Annotated in this window: 18 protein-coding genes and 1 rRNA gene; 11 read left to right on the plus strand and 8 right to left on the minus strand. The window is 53.0% G+C overall.

Going from position 1 to position 18,509, the window contains the following annotated elements; all coding sequences use genetic code 11:
- Together rrf and B9Y90_RS13470 are read left to right on the plus strand one after the other, a co-directional pair.
- Positions 1-88: ribosomal RNA gene (gene rrf, locus B9Y90_RS13465) — 5S ribosomal RNA — on the plus strand; the annotation flags it as partial.
- A 365-nt stretch (positions 89-453) separates the two neighbouring features.
- Positions 454-1,752: an MFS transporter gene (locus tag B9Y90_RS13470; protein WP_085541511.1), complete on the plus strand. Its 1,299-nt coding sequence runs from the start codon at positions 454-456 to the stop codon at positions 1,750-1,752.
- Positions 1,753-1,786: 34 nt separating this feature from the next.
- Here the strand turns inward: B9Y90_RS13470 and pssA are convergent, their stop codons facing one another.
- From pssA to trxC, 4 genes are all read right to left on the minus strand, one after another.
- Positions 1,787-3,142, minus strand: a complete 1,356-nt coding sequence (pssA, locus tag B9Y90_RS13475; protein WP_085541512.1) for a CDP-diacylglycerol--serine O-phosphatidyltransferase — start codon at positions 3,140-3,142, stop codon at positions 1,787-1,789.
- A gap of 114 nt (positions 3,143-3,256) precedes the next feature.
- Complete coding sequence (locus B9Y90_RS13480) at positions 3,257-5,917, minus strand: bifunctional acetate--CoA ligase family protein/GNAT family N-acetyltransferase (protein WP_085541513.1); 2,661 nt, start codon at positions 5,915-5,917, stop codon at positions 3,257-3,259.
- A 32-nt stretch (positions 5,918-5,949) separates the two neighbouring features.
- A complete protein-coding gene (locus B9Y90_RS13485; RefSeq protein WP_085541514.1) occupies positions 5,950-6,651 on the minus strand; it encodes a tRNA-uridine aminocarboxypropyltransferase in 702 nt (233 codons plus the stop codon).
- A 76-nt stretch (positions 6,652-6,727) separates the two neighbouring features.
- Positions 6,728-7,147, minus strand: a complete 420-nt coding sequence (trxC, locus tag B9Y90_RS13490; protein WP_085541515.1) for a thioredoxin TrxC — start codon at positions 7,145-7,147, stop codon at positions 6,728-6,730.
- 206 nt (positions 7,148-7,353) lie between these two features.
- Here trxC and B9Y90_RS13495 point away from each other — a divergent pair, with 206 nt between their 5' ends.
- Entirely contained in the window at positions 7,354-8,424 is a 1,071-nt protein-coding gene (locus tag B9Y90_RS13495; protein WP_085541516.1) for a tRNA/rRNA methyltransferase, read from the plus strand.
- 57 nt (positions 8,425-8,481) lie between these two features.
- Here B9Y90_RS13495 and ung read toward each other — a convergent pair whose 3' ends face one another.
- Positions 8,482-9,171, minus strand: a complete 690-nt coding sequence (gene ung / locus B9Y90_RS13500; protein WP_085541517.1) for a uracil-DNA glycosylase — start codon at positions 9,169-9,171, stop codon at positions 8,482-8,484.
- A 319-nt stretch (positions 9,172-9,490) separates the two neighbouring features.
- On the opposite strand from ung, the gene grcA reads away from it, so the two are divergent.
- Entirely contained in the window at positions 9,491-9,874 is a 384-nt protein-coding gene (grcA, locus tag B9Y90_RS13505) for an autonomous glycyl radical cofactor GrcA (RefSeq protein WP_085541518.1), read from the plus strand.
- Between the two features lie 50 nt (positions 9,875-9,924).
- Here the strand turns inward: grcA and eamB are convergent, their stop codons facing one another.
- On the minus strand, positions 9,925-10,512 hold the full coding sequence (eamB, locus tag B9Y90_RS13510; RefSeq protein ID WP_085541519.1) for a cysteine/O-acetylserine transporter: 588 nt from the start codon (positions 10,510-10,512) through the stop codon (positions 9,925-9,927).
- A 104-nt stretch (positions 10,513-10,616) separates the two neighbouring features.
- Here eamB and B9Y90_RS13515 point away from each other — a divergent pair, with 104 nt between their 5' ends.
- Positions 10,617-11,501, plus strand: coding sequence for a LysR family transcriptional regulator (locus B9Y90_RS13515; protein ID WP_085541520.1), 885 nt, complete (start codon positions 10,617-10,619; stop codon positions 11,499-11,501).
- A gap of 29 nt (positions 11,502-11,530) precedes the next feature.
- Here B9Y90_RS13515 and srmB read toward each other — a convergent pair whose 3' ends face one another.
- The gene (gene srmB, locus B9Y90_RS13520; RefSeq protein ID WP_085541521.1) at positions 11,531-12,868 is read right to left on the minus strand and encodes an ATP-dependent RNA helicase SrmB; all 1,338 of its coding nucleotides are present in this window, start codon (positions 12,866-12,868) and stop codon (positions 11,531-11,533) included.
- A gap of 121 nt (positions 12,869-12,989) precedes the next feature.
- Between srmB and trmN the strand changes: the two genes are divergently transcribed.
- Positions 12,990-13,727 (plus strand): tRNA(1)(Val) (adenine(37)-N(6))-methyltransferase TrmN, encoded by a 738-nt coding sequence (gene trmN, locus B9Y90_RS13525; RefSeq protein ID WP_085541522.1) that lies wholly within the window; start codon positions 12,990-12,992, stop codon positions 13,725-13,727.
- On the opposite strand, the gene nadB is transcribed toward trmN, so the two are convergent.
- On the minus strand, positions 13,712-15,328 hold the full coding sequence (gene nadB, locus B9Y90_RS13530) for an L-aspartate oxidase (protein ID WP_139827390.1): 1,617 nt from the start codon (positions 15,326-15,328) through the stop codon (positions 13,712-13,714). The two genes, trmN and nadB, sit on opposite strands and share 16 nt — an antisense overlap.
- Positions 15,329-15,627: 299 nt before the next feature.
- Between nadB and rseD the strand changes: the two genes are divergently transcribed.
- The 5 genes from rseD to rseC are packed head-to-tail and all read left to right on the plus strand — an operon-like array spanning position 15,628 to position 18,460.
- Positions 15,628-15,765: a rpoE leader peptide RseD gene (gene rseD, locus B9Y90_RS27560; RefSeq protein WP_139827391.1), complete on the plus strand. Its 138-nt coding sequence runs from the start codon at positions 15,628-15,630 to the stop codon at positions 15,763-15,765.
- Complete coding sequence (rpoE, locus tag B9Y90_RS13535; RefSeq protein ID WP_016537822.1) at positions 15,762-16,337, plus strand: RNA polymerase sigma factor RpoE; 576 nt, start codon at positions 15,762-15,764, stop codon at positions 16,335-16,337. Before rseD ends, rpoE begins: the two co-directional genes overlap by 4 nt.
- Before the next feature lie 31 nt (positions 16,338-16,368).
- Complete coding sequence (gene rseA / locus B9Y90_RS13540) at positions 16,369-17,016, plus strand: anti-sigma-E factor RseA (RefSeq protein WP_039286790.1); 648 nt, start codon at positions 16,369-16,371, stop codon at positions 17,014-17,016.
- Entirely contained in the window at positions 17,016-17,981 is a 966-nt protein-coding gene (gene rseB / locus B9Y90_RS13545) for a sigma-E factor regulatory protein RseB (RefSeq protein ID WP_085541524.1), read from the plus strand. Before rseA ends, rseB begins: the two co-directional genes overlap by 1 nt.
- Positions 17,978-18,460, plus strand: coding sequence for a SoxR-reducing system protein RseC (gene rseC / locus B9Y90_RS13550; RefSeq protein WP_039286783.1), 483 nt, complete (start codon positions 17,978-17,980; stop codon positions 18,458-18,460). Before rseB ends, rseC begins: the two co-directional genes overlap by 4 nt.
- The last annotated feature ends 49 nt before the right edge of the window (positions 18,461-18,509 follow it).

Below are 18,509 nucleotides of genomic sequence, written 5' to 3' on the forward strand. Positions count from 1 at the left end.
CTGACCCCATGCCGAACTCAGAAGTGAAACGCCGTAGCGCCGATGGTAGTGTGGGGTCTCCCCATGCGAGAGTAGGGAACTGCCAGGCATCAAATAAAACAGAAAACCTCAGCCTGATGGCTGGGGTTTTTTGTTTTCTGGTTTCTGCCACTTTCAACTCTCAGAGAGCAGGACAAAATCGTCAGGAACGATTTTGCACAGCCGGAGGCTGCCCGCAGGGTGACGGGCAGGACAGCCCGGCATACAACGGCCAGGCATCAAATTAGCATTAACCCCGACCGAAAGGCCGGGGTTTTTTGCTTTTTAAACCACCTCTTTTCGCAAAAATCTCAGCCTGCTCACAAAAGCCAATGTAACAACTCCGCAACAAGATACTTCACATCGCAAAATTTCTTTCTCCTGCTTTACTGGATCCTGGGCTATTAGACCCATTCAGGAAGACAGGAGAAGAAAATGATTGAAACAACAAGCGAAGCAAATATTGTGTCTCCGGCGGCTGATACCCGCCGGCGTGTCTGGGCCATTGTTGGCGCTTCATCAGGGAATCTGGTCGAGTGGTTTGATTTTTATGTTTACTCATTCTGCTCGCTCTACTTTGCTCATATCTTTTTCCCAACAGGAAATACCACAACTCAACTTCTGCAAACCGCCGGTGTTTTTGCCGCAGGTTTTCTGATGCGGCCGATTGGCGGTTGGTTATTCGGATACATTGCCGATAAACATGGACGTAAAAACTCCATGCTGATCTCCGTTTGCATGATGTGTTTTGGATCGCTGGTGATTGCCTGCTTACCCGGATATGCCACCATTGGCACATGGGCTCCAGCGTTATTACTATTAGCCCGCCTGTTCCAGGGCTTATCTGTTGGAGGAGAGTACGGCACCAGTGCAACATACATGAGTGAGGTGGCGGTCGAAGGCCGTAAAGGATTCTATGCCTCATTCCAGTACGTTACGCTTATTGGAGGGCAGCTGGCTGCGTTGCTTGTTGTGGTCGTTCTCCAGCAAGTACTAAGTGATGAAGATTTGCGTAGTTGGGGATGGAGAATCCCGTTTGCGATTGGGGCCGTGCTGGCGATAGTTGCTCTCTACCTTCGCCGTTCTCTGGATGAAACATCGGATAAGGCCACCCGCGAGAACAAGGACGCCGGGACGCTTTCCGGACTGTGGAAAAATAAAAAAGCCTTCATTATGGTGCTTGGCTTCACTGCCGGAGGTTCCCTGGCTTTCTATACCTTCACCACCTATATGCAGAAATACCTGGTGAATACTGCAGGAATGCACGCTAACACGGCCAGTGCGTTGATGACCTTAGCGCTGTTTATTTTCATGGTACTTCAGCCGTTCTTCGGTGCGTTGTCGGATAAAATTGGCCGTCGTAGCTCTATGCTCTGTTTTGGTGGGCTGGCAGCGGTGTTGACGGTACCCATTTTGACGGCGTTGCAGAATGTTAGTTCACCCTACGCAGCCTTTGCCCTGGTGATGGCGGCGATGCTGATTGTCAGCTTTTACACTTCAATCAGCGGCATTCTTAAGGCAGAAATGTTCCCGCCGGAAGTCCGTGCTCTGGGCGTAGGATTGTCTTATGCGGTTGCCAACGCTTTGTTTGGTGGCTCCGCAGAATATGTCGCCTTATCACTGAAATCGATGGGCAGCGAAACGATCTTCTTCTGGTATGTCTCTGGGATGGGAGCGCTGGCATTTGCCGTTTCTCTGCTGCTGCACCGCAAAGGAAAAGGCATCAAACTCTAGAAAGAAAAAGCCCTGCAGTGCAGGGCTTAAGCGTTTAAAGAATGCGGCTGATCAATCGGTCAATACGGATACGACGCAGACGCCGAATCAGTTTGCGCACTTTCACCGGATATTCGGCGATGCTTTGTAAATCGCGATAATGCTGAACGACCGTTGTATGTGTGCGGATAAGCTCCAGTTCTTTAGTACGGATACCTTCCAGCTCTCTTTTTGGGTCGTGGATCAGTAGGGCATTTTCCAGGTCCAGGCGCCACGCACGCGGATTAAGGTTATTCCCTGTCAGCAGCATCCACTCATTGTCCACCCACATGCCTTTCAGGTGGTAACTGTTATCCCCATCTTTCCACAAACGCACAATCAACTGCCCGGTATTCACATAATATTGCAGGCGGCTGAGGAAGCGGCGCAGATTAATTTCATAGAGATAAGGCAACGCGCCAATAATCTTAAACGGCTGATCTTCCGGAATATAGAAATCATTCGCCGTCTTATCGCCAACGATAATCTCAACCTGCTTGCCGTCCCGCAGCAGTTGAATGATATTGCGGACCAGCACTGCAGGTAGGTTGAAGTATGGCGTGCAGATAGTGAGCTTTTGCTCCGCACAAGGCATGAGATGGAAGATCGTTTTATTCAGCAGGCTGGATTTTCCCAGCCCAACCAACGGCGTCACCGACAGCTGATCGTTATCTGCATCACCCTGGAAGACAAAATTAGCCTCACGCAATTCCTGGCGGAAGAGGCGGATATCGTTTTTGATTTCCGGGCTTTTTACGCGCTCGGCGACATCCAGACGATGAACCGCCCGGCCATTCACCAGATTCTGGTTAACCCAGCCATGCATGATGTCGGCCAGCGAGCGGTTGCGAATGATTTGGTAGCGGTCATAGCGATATTTATCATGCTGATGCAGATAAACATCGTTGAGGCTGGCGCCACTATAGATGACGCTGTCATCAATAATAAAGCCTTTGAAATGCAACACACCCAGGGCTTCGCGAGTATTGACGGGAACGCCGTAGACCGGGACATTCACATCAGGGAACTGTTCGGCCATGCGGTGATACCAGTCCGCATTGGTGTTGGCTGCGGCAACACCAATGCGTCCGCGCTGAGCACGGTGCCAGTCAACCAGAATGGAAACATCCAGGTCCGGCCGCTGCTGTTTGGCTTGATAAAGCGCGGACAGAATTCCTTTGCCGCCGTCATCCTGCTCAAGATACAACGCAATAATGCAAATACGCTGCGTTGCGCTGGCGATTTTTTTCAACAGCGTTTCGCGGAAATCCGCTGGGGAGAACAGGGTTTCTAAATCATCAACTGATTGAGAAAGCTTCGGTAGCAGGGCAAGGTGTTGTTGATGTTTATTACGCTTAAATTTAGACAACATCACAGTGCTTATCTTCTCTCTTCATTGGATGGCCCTCTGCAAAATCCAGACGTCAGAACCTGCTGATAATACCACTACTGCTACGCAAAGTGAGTATGTTTTCCAGTACCTTACTCACGAATCTGCGCTTTTACTCAGTGGGAGCGTGAGACTTACAATGCCGTCTTCTAGCTGAATATCGACGCTGAAACCCAGTTTACGTGCCAGCGTAATCATGCCCTGGTTATTCGGCATCGTGATGCCATTTAGGCGCTGAAGGCCGTGTTGTTTGGTGTAATCAATGAGCTTAGTCAGTAAACGTCGGCCAAGTCCGAGGCCTTTCAGATCAGAGCGAACCAGCACGGCGAACTCGGCATCAACGTTGTCAGGGTCTGAAATGGCACGGGTGACGCCGAGGATCTCATCACTGCCTTTCATTCTTCTGACGGCAACGAACGCCATTTCTCGATCGTAGTCGATCTGCGTCATGTTGGCTAAATCTTCATGGGTAAATTCATTGATCTCGCTGAAATAGCGATAGTAGAGATCCTCTTTTGTTACCTGCGCGATAAACCGCTGCAACTGAGGTTCGTCTTCAGGCAGGATAGGCCGGAACAGGCAGCGATCACCGTTCTTAAGCTGTACCTGCTCCTCAAGCTGATGAGGATAAGGACGCACGGCCAGCCTGGCATCCGCATCCCCCGTAAACTCGGCTAATTCCAAAGTGACATCGAGCAGGGTGAACTCGCTGCCGGACGCCAGTAACGGATGAATATCGAGCCTCACTATCTCCGGACAATCAACAATCAGGTTAGAGACTTGCACCAGAACTTCGCTGATCCCGGCGATATCCAGCGGGCGTAATGCGCTCCGGCTTCGGATCTTGCCACTTTTGATCGCCTGAATGACAAGGTATCTGGCCAGATTCATGTTTAGCGGGGGGAGAGCGACCGCCGCCTGCCTATCAGGCCGCCACTCTACGCCGCCTTCGCCCAGCATGATCAATGGACCAAATACCGGATCGTGCTCAACGACGACTCTTAATTCCTGAGCGCCAGCGCGGTTTGCCATGCTTTGCACCAGCAGGCCGTGAATACGAGCCTGGGGCCAGGCCATTTTTACACGGTCGATGATGGCTTCGGCGGCCTGCTGCACTTCGCTGGCCGTTCTCAAATAGAGCATAACGCCCTGAACTTCCGACTTGTGGGGAATATCCGGAGAACGAAGCTTTAATGCAACCGGATAACCAATTTGCTCAGCGATATGGACTGCTTCTGCGCTGTCTCCTGCAATCCACGTTGGCAGGGTGGCTAAGCCATAAGCTTCAAGCACCGGCCTGACTTCATGGGTATCCAGCGTTGTTGCCCCCTGATGCAATGCCTGCTGAATGAGATGGTGAGCGTCGCTGGTGTTTGCCGTCAGGTTAGCCGGCAGAGCAGGGGTTTCGCGCAGTTGCTTCTGGTTACGGCGATACTCGACCATGTGCATAAATGCCGTTACCGCGCCCTCTGGCGTTCTGTAAGTTGGAATACCGGCATCGCTAAACAGGCGTCTGGCTTCCTGGGAGGAATACTCCCCGCACCAGTTGGTGACAATGGTGAGATATTTACCACGAGGATGTCGCTGCAGCAGATCGATCAGGGCAAGGGCACTTGCTGTGCCTGGAGCGGCGGCGCTGGGGGAATGAATAACCATTAAGGCATCAAAATCATGGCTATCCAGTAATTTTTCCACGGCCAGCAGGTAACGGCCGGGCGTAGCGTCATCACGGAGATCTATCGGGTTTCCAGCCTCAACCCCAGAAGGAAGCACCCCCGCAAGAGCCAGCAGGGTTTCTTCACTTAACGTCGCTAGTTTGCCATTACGTATCCACAGCTCATCAAGGGCCAGCGCCGCAGGTGCTGCGCCGTTACTGACAATCATCAGCCGTTCACCACGCAGAGGTCTCATATGGCTGAGGGTTTCTACGGCAGAAAAAAGCTCATGAGTGTCCTGTACCCGGAGCAAACCTGCTCGTTGAATAGCCGCGTCCCAGGCGGCATCCAGGCCTGGATGGGTTTTCAGTAACGTTTGCGCTTTACTGCTGCGTCCACTTTTGATGACCAGAATCGGCTTGTTACGTGAGGCGCTTCTGGCGGCGGAAACAAAACGTCGGGCATCGCTCAGATGTTCGAGATACAGCAGGATGGCGCTGGTTTTCGTGTCTCTGGCCAGGTAGTCAAGCAGTTCATCCACGTCGATATCCAGGCTATCGCCAAGCGCGATAAACCAGGAAAAGCCCATTTCTCGCTGCTGCGCCCAGTCCAGAATGGTGTTGGATACCGCCGCCGACTGAGAAATAAACGCGAGCTTGCCCTTTTGGATAGGGACTGGGGAGAAACTGGCATTTAGTCCCTGCCACGGAGCCAGAAGGCCAAGGCTGTTCGGCCCAAGCAGACGAATTTGCCAGCGAGCGGCACAGGCCAGTAACTCGGGCAATTGCTCAGGTGGGGCAGATAAGATAATGCAGGCTTTACAGCCTCTACTGCCCAACGCTTCAAGCAGCGTAATATTCCGTCGGGAATGCGTACAGATAATCGCGAGGTCGGGGGGCATCGGCAGGCTGGCAATATCCGGCCAGGCAAGCACCCCGCAAACGGCTTTATGAGTCGGCGTCACCGGCATTACCGGGCCGTTGAATCCGCCAGCAAGCAAGTTACGCATCATTAAATAACCGGCGCGGTCGGTTTTTGCCGAAGCGCCGATAACGGCAATGGATTTTGGACGCAGCAGCGCTTCCAGGCCTCGTTGACTCACGACGCTCTCCCCTGAGTGATGTTCAGGAGAGTCTAAACGTTTTCTTCCACTTCTGCTGTGATGCTGCCCTGATGATGGGGTTTCCCCGCCAGATAGCGCTCGCGGAAAAGAGTGAAGTGCCGGGTTAATCCTTTGGACGCTACCACATCGCCTGCCAGTTCAAGCAGAGCTGCGGCGACTTCTGCAGTGCAATACTGGCCGTCCGCATGGGCCTCGCGCAGGCGATAAGCAGAGGTAATACTTAAATCTACGGAAATCACCGGCAGTGCATCGAGATAAGGGCTTTTGCGAAACATTTTGCGCGCTTCAGTCCAGGTGCCATCCAGCATGATAAACAGCGGTGGCTTGCCGGTAGTTGGCGGCGTGTTCAGCACCTCGCGATTGGCATCGGCATAAGAGGCGGGGAAAACCACCATCGGTTGGTAATCAGGGTTAGCAACAAGATCCAACAGCGCCTGAGGGGGCTCCGTGCGCGACCATTGAAATGCTTCGGTTTCCGGCAAAATATCGGCAATGAGTCGCCCGGTATTGCTCGGCTTCATGGGTTCGGTGTCAAACATCACCAGGCAAAAGCGGCTGCGGGCATGTTGCGGCTGAAGTGTTTCACACAGGCAGTTTTTTAACGGCAGCAGGCAACGCTGGCAGCGACGAACGCGATTGCCACGGGCGAGAAAGGGACGAGTTGCTCGGGCAAGGCGGGCTGCACGAAGGCGAAGAACGGCGTTTTCGGTCATTAATGAAGGATGGTTGGCTAAAAACGTCATTCTACCGTAGATAAAGAAAGGGGGCTTAAAAAATGCCCCCTCAGAATCAGATATTTTCGTCCAGCCAGCTATCAAAAGGTGCTTTCGGCATGGCGCCATTCAGCATATCGACGACCTGGCCATTTTTGAAAATCATAATGGTTGGGATGCTTCTGATGCGAAAACGTGCGCTCAGCTCCTGCTCGGCTTCGGTATTGACCTTCACAAAGCGAACTTTGCCGCTGCGCTCCTCGGCAACATCTTCAAAAACAGGGGCGAAGTTCACGCACGGGCCGCACCACGGCGCCCAAAAATCAACCACAACCGGCAGCTCATCTTTCAGAAGTTTATCCAGCGTTGCCGCCGTGGCGTTGACGACTTCACCGTCAAACAGTTCATGGCCGCAGCGACCGCACTTTGCGCCGTCATCGATACGGTCGTCAGGAATGCGGTTAACTGCCTGGCAGTCGGCACAAACGGTATTCATAACTAACCTCAAAGAGAATGATTGAAATCGGTGCTAGGCACCGAGGATGTTTCAAATATGTTACATATTATCAGCGAAGATGGGGAGGCCAACAAAGTGGTTTATTCGATGAGTACAATAGTTTTTAGCTTTTAAGCAAAGTTAATGGCTAACCCATGGCACATCAGGTAATCTGCGCGCTTCGCGCTCAGCCAGGTGGAGGGACAATGAACGACGAATTTAAAGGTAAAAGCGGCAAGGTCAAAGTGATGTATGTCCGCGGTGACGACGAAAGCGAACAGCGCAGCCAAAACCCGCGTACCGGGAAAGGCGGTGGGCGTCCTGCCGGTGCGTCACGTGGTGAAGGCGGCGGTCGCCGTCAGGCTCGTCACGATGATAAACCTCGCGGCGGGCGCGATCGTAATGAACGTAGCGACAGAAGCGATCGCGGTGAAGCGGCTTCTCCATGGCGCACGGTTTCCCGTGCCCCGGTAGACTCTTCATCGTCGGTTTCTGACAATGAAGGTACAACTAAGCACATCGTTGACCCGGAAGTGATTCGTCGCCAGCGCGCCGAAGAAGCCCGCGTATACGGTGAGAATGCTTGCCAGGCGCTGTTCCAGAGCCGCCCGGAAAGCATCGTACGTGCCTGGTTTATCCAGAGCGTTACGCCTCGCTTTAAAGAAGCGCTGCGCTGGATGGCTGCAAATCGCAAGGCTTACCACGTGGTGGATGATGCTGAGCTGGCAAAAGCCTCCGGCACGGAACACCACGGTGGCGTTTGCTTCATTATTAAAAAACGCAGCGGCATCAGCGTGCAGACGTGGCTGAATAAAGCCGGGGAAGAAGACTGTGTACTGGCGCTGGAGGATGTGGGCAACCCTCATAACCTCGGCGGGATCATGCGCAGCTGCGCACACTTCGGTGTGAAAGGCTTGCTGATTCAGGATGCTTCTCTGCTGGAGTCCGGTGCGGCAATTCGTACCGCAGAAGGCGGGGCAGAGCACGTTGTCGCGATCAGCGGCGAGACGTTTGGCGATGGGCTGGAAGCTTTCCGTAAAGCAGGCTACACCATCGTGACAACCTCAAGCCATCAGGGCACACCGCTGTACAAAGCTGATCTGCCGAAGAAAATGGTGCTGGTGCTGGGCCAGGAGCGCGATGGCGTTTCCGACACGACTTTTGAAAGCGCAGATATGAGCGTCGCCATTGAAGGTACAGGTAATGTTGAAAGCCTCAACGTATCAGTAGCGACCGGCGTGCTGCTGGGCGAATGGTGGCGTCAGAACAAGGCGTAATACCTTTACCAGTGATAAAAAAACCAGCGTAATTGCTGGTTTTTTTTCGTCCAGAACTTAGCCATTTTCCTGTGGTAGTTGTGGCATCCAGTCGATGGGCTGCTCTCCGCGCTCTACAAGATACTCATTCGCCTTAACGAAATGCCCGCAGCCAAGAAAACCGCGATGTGCCGAAAGCGGAGAAGGGTGCGGGGCGGTCAGGACATGGTGACGCTGGCGATCGATAATGCTGCCTTTGCGCTGGGCATGAGCGCCCCACAGCAGGAACACCACGCCTTCACGGTGTTCATTAATGAGGGCGATAACCTTGTCGGTAAAAGTCTCCCAGCCAAAATTAGCATGAGAATGTGCTTTGCTCGCTTCGACGGTAAGTACCGTATTGAGGAGTAACACGCCCTGCCGCGCCCAGCTTTCAAGGTAGCCGTGCGTAGGGCGGGTAAAGCCCGGGACGGAAGCCTCCAGCTCTTTATACATATTGACCAGCGAAGGTGGGGGCGCAATGCCTGGACGGACGGAGAAAGAGAGTCCGTGCGCCTGGCCTGGCCCATGATAGGGATCCTGCCCCAGAATCACGACTTTGACATCGCCTAGCTCGGTAAAGCGAAAAGCGTTGAAAACATCCTTTTGCGGAGGGTAAACGGTCACGCCCGCAGCGCGCTCTGCCGCGACGGCGCTGAGCGTATTGATAAAGTAGGGCTGCTGTTTCTCTTCTGCCAGCACGTCGTGCCAGGTGAGGTGGGTGGTCATCTCGCTCTCCCGCGAATCTGTATTGCCCGATAGCTTAACTGCTTCTTCTTCATGAGCAAAATAGTGTGTGGCATCAATGCGCTACGACCCTAAATAAAGTTGAAAATTTACAAAGGTTTTAGCGTGAGATGAATGGGCTAAGTTGATGTAAAACAAATAAAACCCGCTAAAGCCATTTTTAGCGTGTGGATTTAATTGATTTAAGTCAAAGAATCACGCCAGGCGGACTGATATAAGAACAACAAAGCAACAAAGGTTTTACCAATGAGCCAGAGCGCTGGCCCAAAGAATCAGCACATTACCCTGAGGGAGAAATAAAATGATTACTGGTATCCAAATTACTAAAGCGGCAAACGACGAACTTCTGAACTCTTTCTGGCTGCTTGACAGTGAAAAAGGCGAAGCTCGCTGCGTGTGTGCGAAATCGGGTTTTGCGGAAGATGAAGTAGTCGCGGTCAGTAAACTGGGCCAGTTTGAATACCGTGAAATTCCAATGGAAGTGAAACCGGAAGTTCGCGTTGAAGGCGGGCAGCACCTGAACGTTAACGTTCTGCGTCGTGAAACGCTGGAAGATGCGGTTAAGCATCCGGAAAAATATCCGCAGCTGACCATTCGTGTTTCCGGCTACGCGGTGCGCTTTAACTCCCTGACCCCGGAACAGCAGCGCGACGTGATCACCCGCACTTTCACTGAAAGCCTGTAATTCCGTTCCTGCCATAATGAATAAAGAGCGCCTTCTGGCGCTCTTTCACGTTAGTAGAAAATCCGTACCGCACAGTAAACCAGCATCAGTGCCAGAAGAATATTCAGCGTGCGTCCAAAACGCTGAAACACTTTCTGGAACACTTGGCCAGCCAGCGCCCAGCAAAGATTCCCCAAACTTCCTATCGCCGCCAGCACTACGCTCATTCCCACAATGTCGCTTATCTCCGTTGTATACGGCAGGACAAAAGTTGACAGAGCGGTGATGCCGTAAAGAATGATTTTTACATTGAAGAATTGCAGGCCAAAGCTGGCCCAGAAGCCAATTGGCTGAACGTCGGCCTCTGTGCCTGCCGGCTGGCTGGTGGCTATCTTCAGCGCCAGCCACAGCATGTAAATTGCACCCACCCAGCTAAGAATGTGAGTAAATCGCGGGTCGAGGCTGACCAGTGAGAAAGCAATGCCCGCACAAATCAGCATGATTATCAGAAATCCAAGGCTCATGCCCGCCAGCACGCGGCTGCTTTGCCGCAGTCCGTGACGGGTAGAGGTACTCAGCGCCAGAATGTTGTTAGGGCCAGGGGTCAGGGCGGTAATCAGGGTGTACGTCCAAAAAGCGCTAAAGAAAATGGCGATCACTTGAGTTCTCCTTTGTTTTCGCAGAGAGTACGAAAAATAAAAGAGTTAAAAAAATGAATGTTTCTGCATTCTGGGTTCGATGATTTCGATGTGTTGGAGGCTGGATGGATTTACGTCGGTTTGTCACGTTAAAAACAGTGGTCGAAGAGGGCTCGTTCCTGCTTGCCTCGCAAAAGCTGTGCTGCACGCAGTCGACGGTCACTTTTCACATTCAGCAGCTAGAGCAGGAACTGTCGCTGCAGCTATTTGAGAAAGTTGGCCGACGAATGCGCCTGACCGAGAACGGTAAAAAACTCATGCCACACGTTTATGAGCTGACGCGCGTCATTGATACCATCAGGCAGGCCGCAAGGCAGGATGCGGAACCCGAAGGCGAACTCAGGGTTGCCAGTGGAGAAACATTGCTGGCGTACAAAATGCCGCATGTGTTGCAGCGTTTTAAGGAAAGGGCGCCGAGGGTGAAACTCTCCCTGCAGTCCCTGAACTGCTACACCATTCGTGATGCGCTGTTGGATGACCGTGTCGATCTGGGCGTGTTTTATCGAGTAGGAAAGGATGAGGCGCTACATCTGCAGGCTATTGGTGAGCCTTCACTGGTGCTGGTGGCATCTCCGGCGCTGAAAGATGTCGATTTCCTGCAGCCGGACAGGCATATCCCGGTCAGTTTTGTGATCAATGAGCCGCAGTGTGTGTTTCGACTGATCTTCGAAGCACAGCTGAGAAAACGCCGGATCACGCTGGAAAATACTATCGAGCTTTGGAGCATAGAAAGCATTAAGCAGTGCGTTGCGGCAAACCTGGGCGTGAGTTTCCTGCCTCGTTTTACCGTTGAAAAGGAGCTGTCATCCGGTGAGCTAGTCGAGCTGGCGTTCAGCGAGCAGCCGTTAATGCTTAACGCGATTTGCGCACACCACGCGGGGAAGGTCGTTAGCCCGGCGATGAGGATTTTTATGGAGTGTTTGCAGGAAAACGCAGAATCTGGGCAATAAAAAACGCCGGGATAATCCCGGCGTTCATATTATTCGTCGGCTTTCGGCGACTCTGTCGTGGTAGCTGCCCTTGGTTTACGGCGCTTACCGATGTTTTTCTGATCGCGATGGCGTACTTTAACGCGCGGCTTCTCTTTGTCTTTCTCTTTCTTCTTCTCTTCGCGCTTAGCCAGCACTTTCTTGGATGGCTTACCGGTCAGCTTTTCGCTTGGCGCACGCGTTGTTGGGCGCAGGTCGTCGATAACGCGGGATTTCAGCGGCTCTTTCATGTAGCGGGTAATTTTACCCAGCAGCAGATGGTCATGCGCTTCAACCAGCGAGAGCGCGGTTCCTTTCATGCCTGCGCGACCAGTACGGCCAATACGGTGCAGATAGATATCCGCTGTGCGCGGCAGGTCAAAGTTGAACACGTGGCTAACGTCAGGGATATCGATCCCACGGGCAGCAACGTCGGTAGCAACCAGAACGTTTACGCGACCATCGGTCAGGCGCTTGATGGCCTCGTTACGCTTGGCCTGTACCATTTCGCCTTCGAGATAGCAGGTGTTGATGCCTGCTTCGCGCAGCCAGGCAACCAGCTCATGTACACGCTCGCGCTTACGCACAAAAACGATAGAGCGGGTGGTATCCGGCTGGTTCAGCAAATGAACAAGTAATTTTGTTTTGTGCTCAACGTCATCGGCGCGGTAATACCACTGATGGATCTTCTTACGCTCGCGCGTGGACGGCGTGGCGGAAACTTCAACGGGATCTTCCAGCAGGCGTTCGGCAAAGTCTTTAACGGCGTTGCCTTCCAGGGTAGCGGAGAACAGCATGGTTTGCTTGCGCCAGCGGGTTTCCGCGGCAATGGTTTCAATATCTTGCGCGAAGCCCATGTCCAGCATGCGATCTGCTTCATCAAGGATCAGTGTTTCAACCGCGCGGCAGTCGAAGTTCTCTTCCTTTATGTATTGCAGCAGTCGGCCGGTGGTGGCGACCACGATATCCTGATTCTCGCTGAAAACTTCAGCGTGGTTCATATAGGCTACGCCGCCGGTGATGGTGGCGATATCCAGATGGGTATGTTTTGCCAGTTCACGCGCGTGGTCGGCGACCTGCATAGCGAGTTCACGGGTTGGCGTGACGATCAGAATACGCGGCGGGCCAGATTTCTTACGAGGAAAGTCGACCAGATGCTGTAGCGCTGGCAGCAGGTAAGCTGCGGTTTTACCGGTACCCGTCGGTGCTGAACCCAGCACGTCGCGTCCTTCAAGTGCAGGAGGAATGGCCGCAGCCTGGATGGCCGTCGGGCGAGTAAAGCCTTTCTCCTGGAGTGCGTCCAAAAGGCTTTCATCAAGTTCGAGTTCGGAAAAAGTGCTTACAGTCATGGTCTACCTCTGTTTGGGACGCCGATTATAGACGTTATGCCTGCGATCTTCATCTGTTTGTGTCTTTCCGTAGGGGGCCGTTTCACTTATGCTACGGCGGTTTCTTTGCAAGGTAGATAAGATGTCGGATCAAAAAGCGGTATTACGTCGGGATGGTTTCACCTTCAAACAGTTCTTTGTGGCACACGATCGCTGCGCCATGAAGGTGGGAACAGATGGGACGCTGCTTGGTGCATGGGTGCCGGTGGTGAACGTAAAAAGCGTGCTGGATATTGGCACCGGCAGCGGTTTGCTGGCGTTGATGCTCGCTCAGAGAACCGCTGAGGACGTCACGATTGAAGCCGTGGAACTGGATCCGATTGCCGCAGAACAGGCGGCAGAAAACGCCAAAGGCTGTCGCTGGGCTTCGCGTATTCACGTTCACTGCGCGGACATTCGCGAGTGGGCGCAGCAGGCAACGCAGCGCTACTCTTTAATTGTCAGTAACCCGCCTTTCTTTGAGCAGGGCAGCAACTGCGCATCGCCAGAACGAGCTCAGGCACGCTATACCACGACGCTGGATCATCAGGCCTTGCTCAGCAGCGCTGAACAGCTGATCACCGAAGATGGTTTCTTCTGTGTGATCATGCCGGAAACTGCCGGAACGGCATTCAGCGAGCTGGCAAAATCACAGGGTTGGCACGTTCGCTACCGTACCGATGTGGCCGACAATGAAACTCGCCTGCCGCATCGGGTGATGCTCGCGCTTTCTCCAACGGGTGGAGAATACTACAACGACCGTCTGGTGATCCGCGGGCCAGACCAAACCTACTCTGAAGGTTATTGCAGCCTGACCCAGGACTTCTACCTGTTTATGTAGAGCGGGGAAAGCACGCTTGGGCCGGATTCAGCGAGCTGATCCGGATAATCCAGCGTGTAGTGCAGGCCGCGACTCTCTTTACGCTGCATGGCGCAGCGCACAATGAGTTCGGCAACCTGCACCAGGTTTCTCAGCTCAAGCAAATTGTTTGAAACGCGGAAATTGGCATAGTACTCATCAATCTCTTGCTGCAGCATGGTAATTCTTCGTAGCGCCCGCTCCAGCCGGCGTGTGGTGCGAACTATCCCGACGTAGTCCCACATAAAGAGCCGCAGCTCATGCCAGTTGTGCTGGATAACAACCTGTTCATCTGGATTATCCACACGGCTGTCATCCCAGTCGGGCAACGTTTTACTTTCACGCGCATAGGGCAGGCGCTTCAGGATATCTTCCGCAGCCGACCAGCCATAAACCAGGCATTCGAGCAGAGAGTTTGATGCCATTCGGTTAGCGCCGTGCAGGCCGGTATACGTCACTTCACCAATGGCATACAGCCCGTCAACGTCGGTGCGCCCGTGTTCATCGACCATTACGCCGCCGCAGGTGTAATGCGCGGCAGGCACCACGGGAACCGGATCTTTGGTTAAATCAATGCCTAGCCCAAGCAGCTTCTCATAAATAGTGGGGAAGTGCTGGCGGATAAACTCTTCTGGCTTATGGCTGATATCCAGATACATGCAGTCTGCGCCCAGACGCTTCATTTCGTGATCGATAGCTCTGGCGACGATATCACGCGGGGCAAGCTCGGCACGTTCATCAAACTCCGGCATAAAGCGTGAACCATCCGGACGCTTCAGGTATGCACCTTCCCCGCGCAATGCTTCGGTAAGCAGGAAGTTTCGGGCCTGAGGGTGGAACAGCGCCGTCGGGTGAAACTGGTTGAATTCCAGGTTGGCGACCCGGCAGCCTGCACGCCATGCCATCGCGATACCGTCACCGGAGGCGATATCCGGGTTTGTCGTGTACTGATAGACTTTTGAAGCGCCACCGGTGGCTAAAACGACGGATTTCGCGCGGCAGGTTTCAACTTTTTCAAGGTTCCGGTTCCAGACCCAGGCGCCGACGACGCGCCTTGTACCCGGCAGACCTATTTTGTCAGAGATGATCAGGTCGACGGCGTTGCTGCGTTCGATAACCCGAATGTTGGGGTGATTGAGGGCTCTGCCGACTAGCGTGGTTTCAACTTCCTTTCCGGTGGCATCTGCCGAATGAAGGATCCGGCGATGGCTATGGCCGCCTTCACGCGTCAAATGGTAGCTCTCTTCACCGTTTGCCAGCGTTTGGGTGTCGAACATGACGCCCTGATCAATCAGCCACTGGACGCAGTGCTTTGCATTGCTTGCCACAAATTCTACCGCGTCACGATCGCAAATCCCTGCCCCGGCGATCAGCGTATCGTCAATATGGGAAGCGATGCTGTCGGTTTCATCGAAAACGGCGGCAATCCCTCCCTGTGCATAAAAAGTTGAGCCTTCGTTAACCGGGCCTTTGCTTAGCACAATGATCTTGCTGGTTTGAGCCAGACGCAGCGCGAGAGAAAGGCCGGCAGCACCGCTACCGACAATTAATACGTCACAGACCAGATCGCTATTTGTGTTCATGATGTTTAATTTACTAAACAAGAGTGGTGCGAGCATAGCACCGGGTGGGATACTGAACACGCTTTTTTTGTTTTAGCGTTGTGCAGACTAAACAGACGCGTCGGTAAAGTTATTGGGAGGGATTGAGCAAACTGCGTAAATAAATCTCACTACGGAAGGATAAATGGCAGATTAGATGATGAAATGCCCTGATTCATGCGATACTCTGCTCGCTAACTTTTTGAGCATTGATTCAGAAGAATCGGCGTTACCGTTTTGCGAAGCGGAACTTATAATGAGAAAGATGCAATCCGCTAAACATGACAGAAAAACAAAGGCGTAACGGAACTTTGCTGGCCTCGGGCACTCAAACTCAAAGCTTGCTCAAAAATGCAGGGTTCGAGTGGCATTTCGATTACGCGTGGGAATTGGGTTTGGGGAGACATTACCTCGGATGAGCGAGCAGTTAACGGATCAGGTCCTCGTCGAACGGGTCCAAAAGGGAGATCAGAAATCATTTAACCTACTGGTGGTGCGCTACCAGCATAAGGTTGCGAGTCTGGTTTCCCGCTATGTGCCTTCGGGAGATGTTCCCGACGTGGTGCAGGAATCTTTTATTAAAGCGTATCGCGCGCTGGATTCATTCCGCGGTGATAGTGCGTTTTATACGTGGTTGTATCGCATTGCGGTCAACACGGCTAAAAATTATCTGGTTGCTCAGGGCCGCCGTCCTCCATCAAGTGATGTGGATGCCATTGACGCTGAAAACTACGAAAGTGGCAGCGCATTGAAAGAAATTTCGAACCCTGAGAACTTAATGTTGTCTGAAGAACTGAGACAAATAGTTTTCCGTACTATTGAGTCGCTTCCGGAAGATTTACGTATGGCAATTACGTTACGGGAGCTGGATGGCCTGAGCTATGAAGAGATAGCCGCTATCATGGATTGCCCGGTAGGTACTGTGCGTTCTCGTATTTTCCGCGCAAGGGAAGCTATTGATAATAAAGTTCAACCGCTTATCAGGCGTTGACGATAGCGGATTACTGGAAGGGTATTTAGGCATGCAGAAAGAACAACTTTCCGCTTTAATGGATGGCGAATCTCTCGATAGTGAGCTGCTCAATCGCCTGTCAAATGACAGTGAATTGCAGCAAAGCTGGGAGAGTTACCACCTTATCCGCGACACAATGCGCGGAGATACCAGCGAAGTGCTCCACTTTGATATTTCTGCCAACGTGATGGCGGCTATCGCAAATGAACCTGCGCGTAACGTTGCGCCGCTCATTACCGAATCTCAGCCGCAGCCTCAGCAGTGGCAGAAAATGCCGTTCTGGCACAAAGTACGTCCGTGGGCGAGTCAGCTTACCCAAATGGGCGTTGCTGCGTGCGTATCGCTTGCGGTTATCGTGGGTGTGCAGCACTATAATGGCCAGTCTGACAGCACCGCGCAGCCGGAAACGCCAGTGTTTAACACCTTGCCTATGATGGGCAAAGCCAGTCCGGTAAGCCTGGGCGTACCGTCTGACACGACCGCCAGCAACAGCAGTCAGCAAGTACAGGAACAGCGTCGTCGTATTAACGCTATGCTGCAGGATTATGAATTGCAGCGTCGTTTACACTCCGAGCAGCTCCAGTTTGAACAGGCGCAAACCCAGCAAGCCGCTGTGCAAGTGCCAGGAAACCAAACTTTAGGAACGCAATCGCAGTAATGAAGCAACTTTGGTGTGCCCTGTCTCTCGTGGCAGGCAGCCTGTTGTTCACCTCCAGCGCCTCGGCGGACACTGTTTCGTCCGGGGCGTTGTTGCAGCAGATGAACCAGGCTAGTCAGTCACTCAATTATGAGCTGGCGTTTATCAATATCAGCAAACAAGGGATTGAGTCCCTTAGTTATCGCCACGCACGTCTTGATAATCGCCCGCTTGCGCAATTCCTGCAAATGGACGGTCCGCGCCGCGAAGTCGTTCAGCGCGGCAATGAAATCAGCTACTTTGAACCTGGGCTTGAGCCATTCACGCTCACCGGGGACTACATTGTCGATTCTCTGCCTTCCATCGTTTATACCGATTTCAAACGCCTGACGCCGTACTATGATTTTATTTCCGTCGGGCGTACGCGTATTGCCGACAGGCTATGCGAAGTGATTCGCGTCGTCGCCCGGGACGGTACCCGCTACAACTACATTGTTTGGATCGATACCGAAACCAAGCTGCCGCTGCGCGTCGATTTACTGGATCGCGATGGCGAAACGCTTGAACAGTTCCGGGTTGTTTCGTTCTCTGTCGAAAATCAGGCCAATGGGCTGATGCAGAATTTAGCGAAGGCGACGCTGCCTCCGCTGCTGTCCGTGCCTGGTGCAGAAAAGGCTACTTTTACATGGACACCGACCTGGCTGCCGCAAGGCTTTAGCGAAGTGTCGAGCAGCCGTCGGCCACTGCCGACTGTGGGCGTGCCCATCGAATCTCGCCTTTATTCTGACGGGCTATTTAGCTTCTCAGTGAATATCAGCCAGGCCCCGGCTCAGGGAAGTAATGGCGAGCAGCTGGTACGTACCGGTCGTCGGACTATCAGCACCGAAATTCGTGATAAAACCGAAATTACCGTTGTCGGTGAGCTGCCTCCACAAACGGCGAAACGCATTGGCGATAGCGTGAAGTTTAACGGAGCGGCGCAATGATTAAAGAATGGGCGACAGTCGTCTCCTGGCAAAACGGTGAAGCGCTGCTGCACTGTGATGTGAAAGCATCCTGCAACAGCTGCGCTTCTCGCTCTGGCTGCGGCACTCGCGTATTGAATAAGCTGGGGCCACAAACCAGTCATCTTTTGACTGTTCCTAGCGAGCAGCCGCTGGTGGCCGGGCAAAAAGTGGAACTGGGTATTGCGGAAAGCAGCCTGTTAGGGTCCGCGTTGTTGGTGTATATGTCGCCGTTGGTGGGGCTATTCTTGTGCTCAGCGCTTTTCCAGACGCTGTTTGGCACCAATCTGGCCGCTATGTGCGGGGCTTTGCTTGGTGGCGTGGGGGGCTTCCTGCTTGCTCGCGGTTTTTCCCAACATTTCAGCCGCCGCGAGAGCTGGCAGCCGGTGATTCTCAGCGTTGCGCTTAGCCCGGATGCACTGCGCGTCGACACATCCGCACCACCGGCTGAAAATCAATAAATTCTCTTCAAATGACATCTCTTTGCACATCCTGCTTATGGCTTACCTA

Origin of the sequence: Cedecea sp. NFIX57, assembly GCF_900177785.1 — a bacterium.
Classification (GTDB): Bacteria; Pseudomonadota; Gammaproteobacteria; order Enterobacterales; family Enterobacteriaceae; genus Cedecea; species Cedecea neteri_C.

Coding starts and splice junctions, on each gene's coding strand:
- B9Y90_RS13470 (WP_085541511.1), top strand. CDS start 454: ATGATTGAAACAACAAGCGAAGCAAATATTGTGTCTCCGGCGGCTGAT.
- pssA (WP_085541512.1), bottom strand. CDS start 3,142: ATGTTGTCTAAATTTAAGCGTAATAAACATCAACAACACCTTGCCCTG.
- B9Y90_RS13485 (WP_085541514.1), bottom strand. CDS start 6,651: ATGACCGAAAACGCCGTTCTTCGCCTTCGTGCAGCCCGCCTTGCCCGA.
- trxC (WP_085541515.1), bottom strand. CDS start 7,147: ATGAATACCGTTTGTGCCGACTGCCAGGCAGTTAACCGCATTCCTGAC.
- B9Y90_RS13495 (WP_085541516.1), top strand. CDS start 7,354: ATGAACGACGAATTTAAAGGTAAAAGCGGCAAGGTCAAAGTGATGTAT.
- ung (WP_085541517.1), bottom strand. CDS start 9,171: ATGACCACCCACCTCACCTGGCACGACGTGCTGGCAGAAGAGAAACAG.
- grcA (WP_085541518.1), top strand. CDS start 9,491: ATGATTACTGGTATCCAAATTACTAAAGCGGCAAACGACGAACTTCTG.
- B9Y90_RS13515 (WP_085541520.1), top strand. CDS start 10,617: ATGGATTTACGTCGGTTTGTCACGTTAAAAACAGTGGTCGAAGAGGGC.
- srmB (WP_085541521.1), bottom strand. CDS start 12,868: ATGACTGTAAGCACTTTTTCCGAACTCGAACTTGATGAAAGCCTTTTG.
- trmN (WP_085541522.1), top strand. CDS start 12,990: ATGTCGGATCAAAAAGCGGTATTACGTCGGGATGGTTTCACCTTCAAA.
- nadB (WP_139827390.1), bottom strand. CDS start 15,328: ATGAACACAAATAGCGATCTGGTCTGTGACGTATTAATTGTCGGTAGC.
- rseD (WP_139827391.1), top strand. CDS start 15,628: ATGACAGAAAAACAAAGGCGTAACGGAACTTTGCTGGCCTCGGGCACT.
- rpoE (WP_016537822.1), top strand. CDS start 15,762: ATGAGCGAGCAGTTAACGGATCAGGTCCTCGTCGAACGGGTCCAAAAG.
- rseA (WP_039286790.1), top strand. CDS start 16,369: ATGCAGAAAGAACAACTTTCCGCTTTAATGGATGGCGAATCTCTCGAT.
- rseB (WP_085541524.1), top strand. CDS start 17,016: ATGAAGCAACTTTGGTGTGCCCTGTCTCTCGTGGCAGGCAGCCTGTTG.
- rseC (WP_039286783.1), top strand. CDS start 17,978: ATGATTAAAGAATGGGCGACAGTCGTCTCCTGGCAAAACGGTGAAGCG.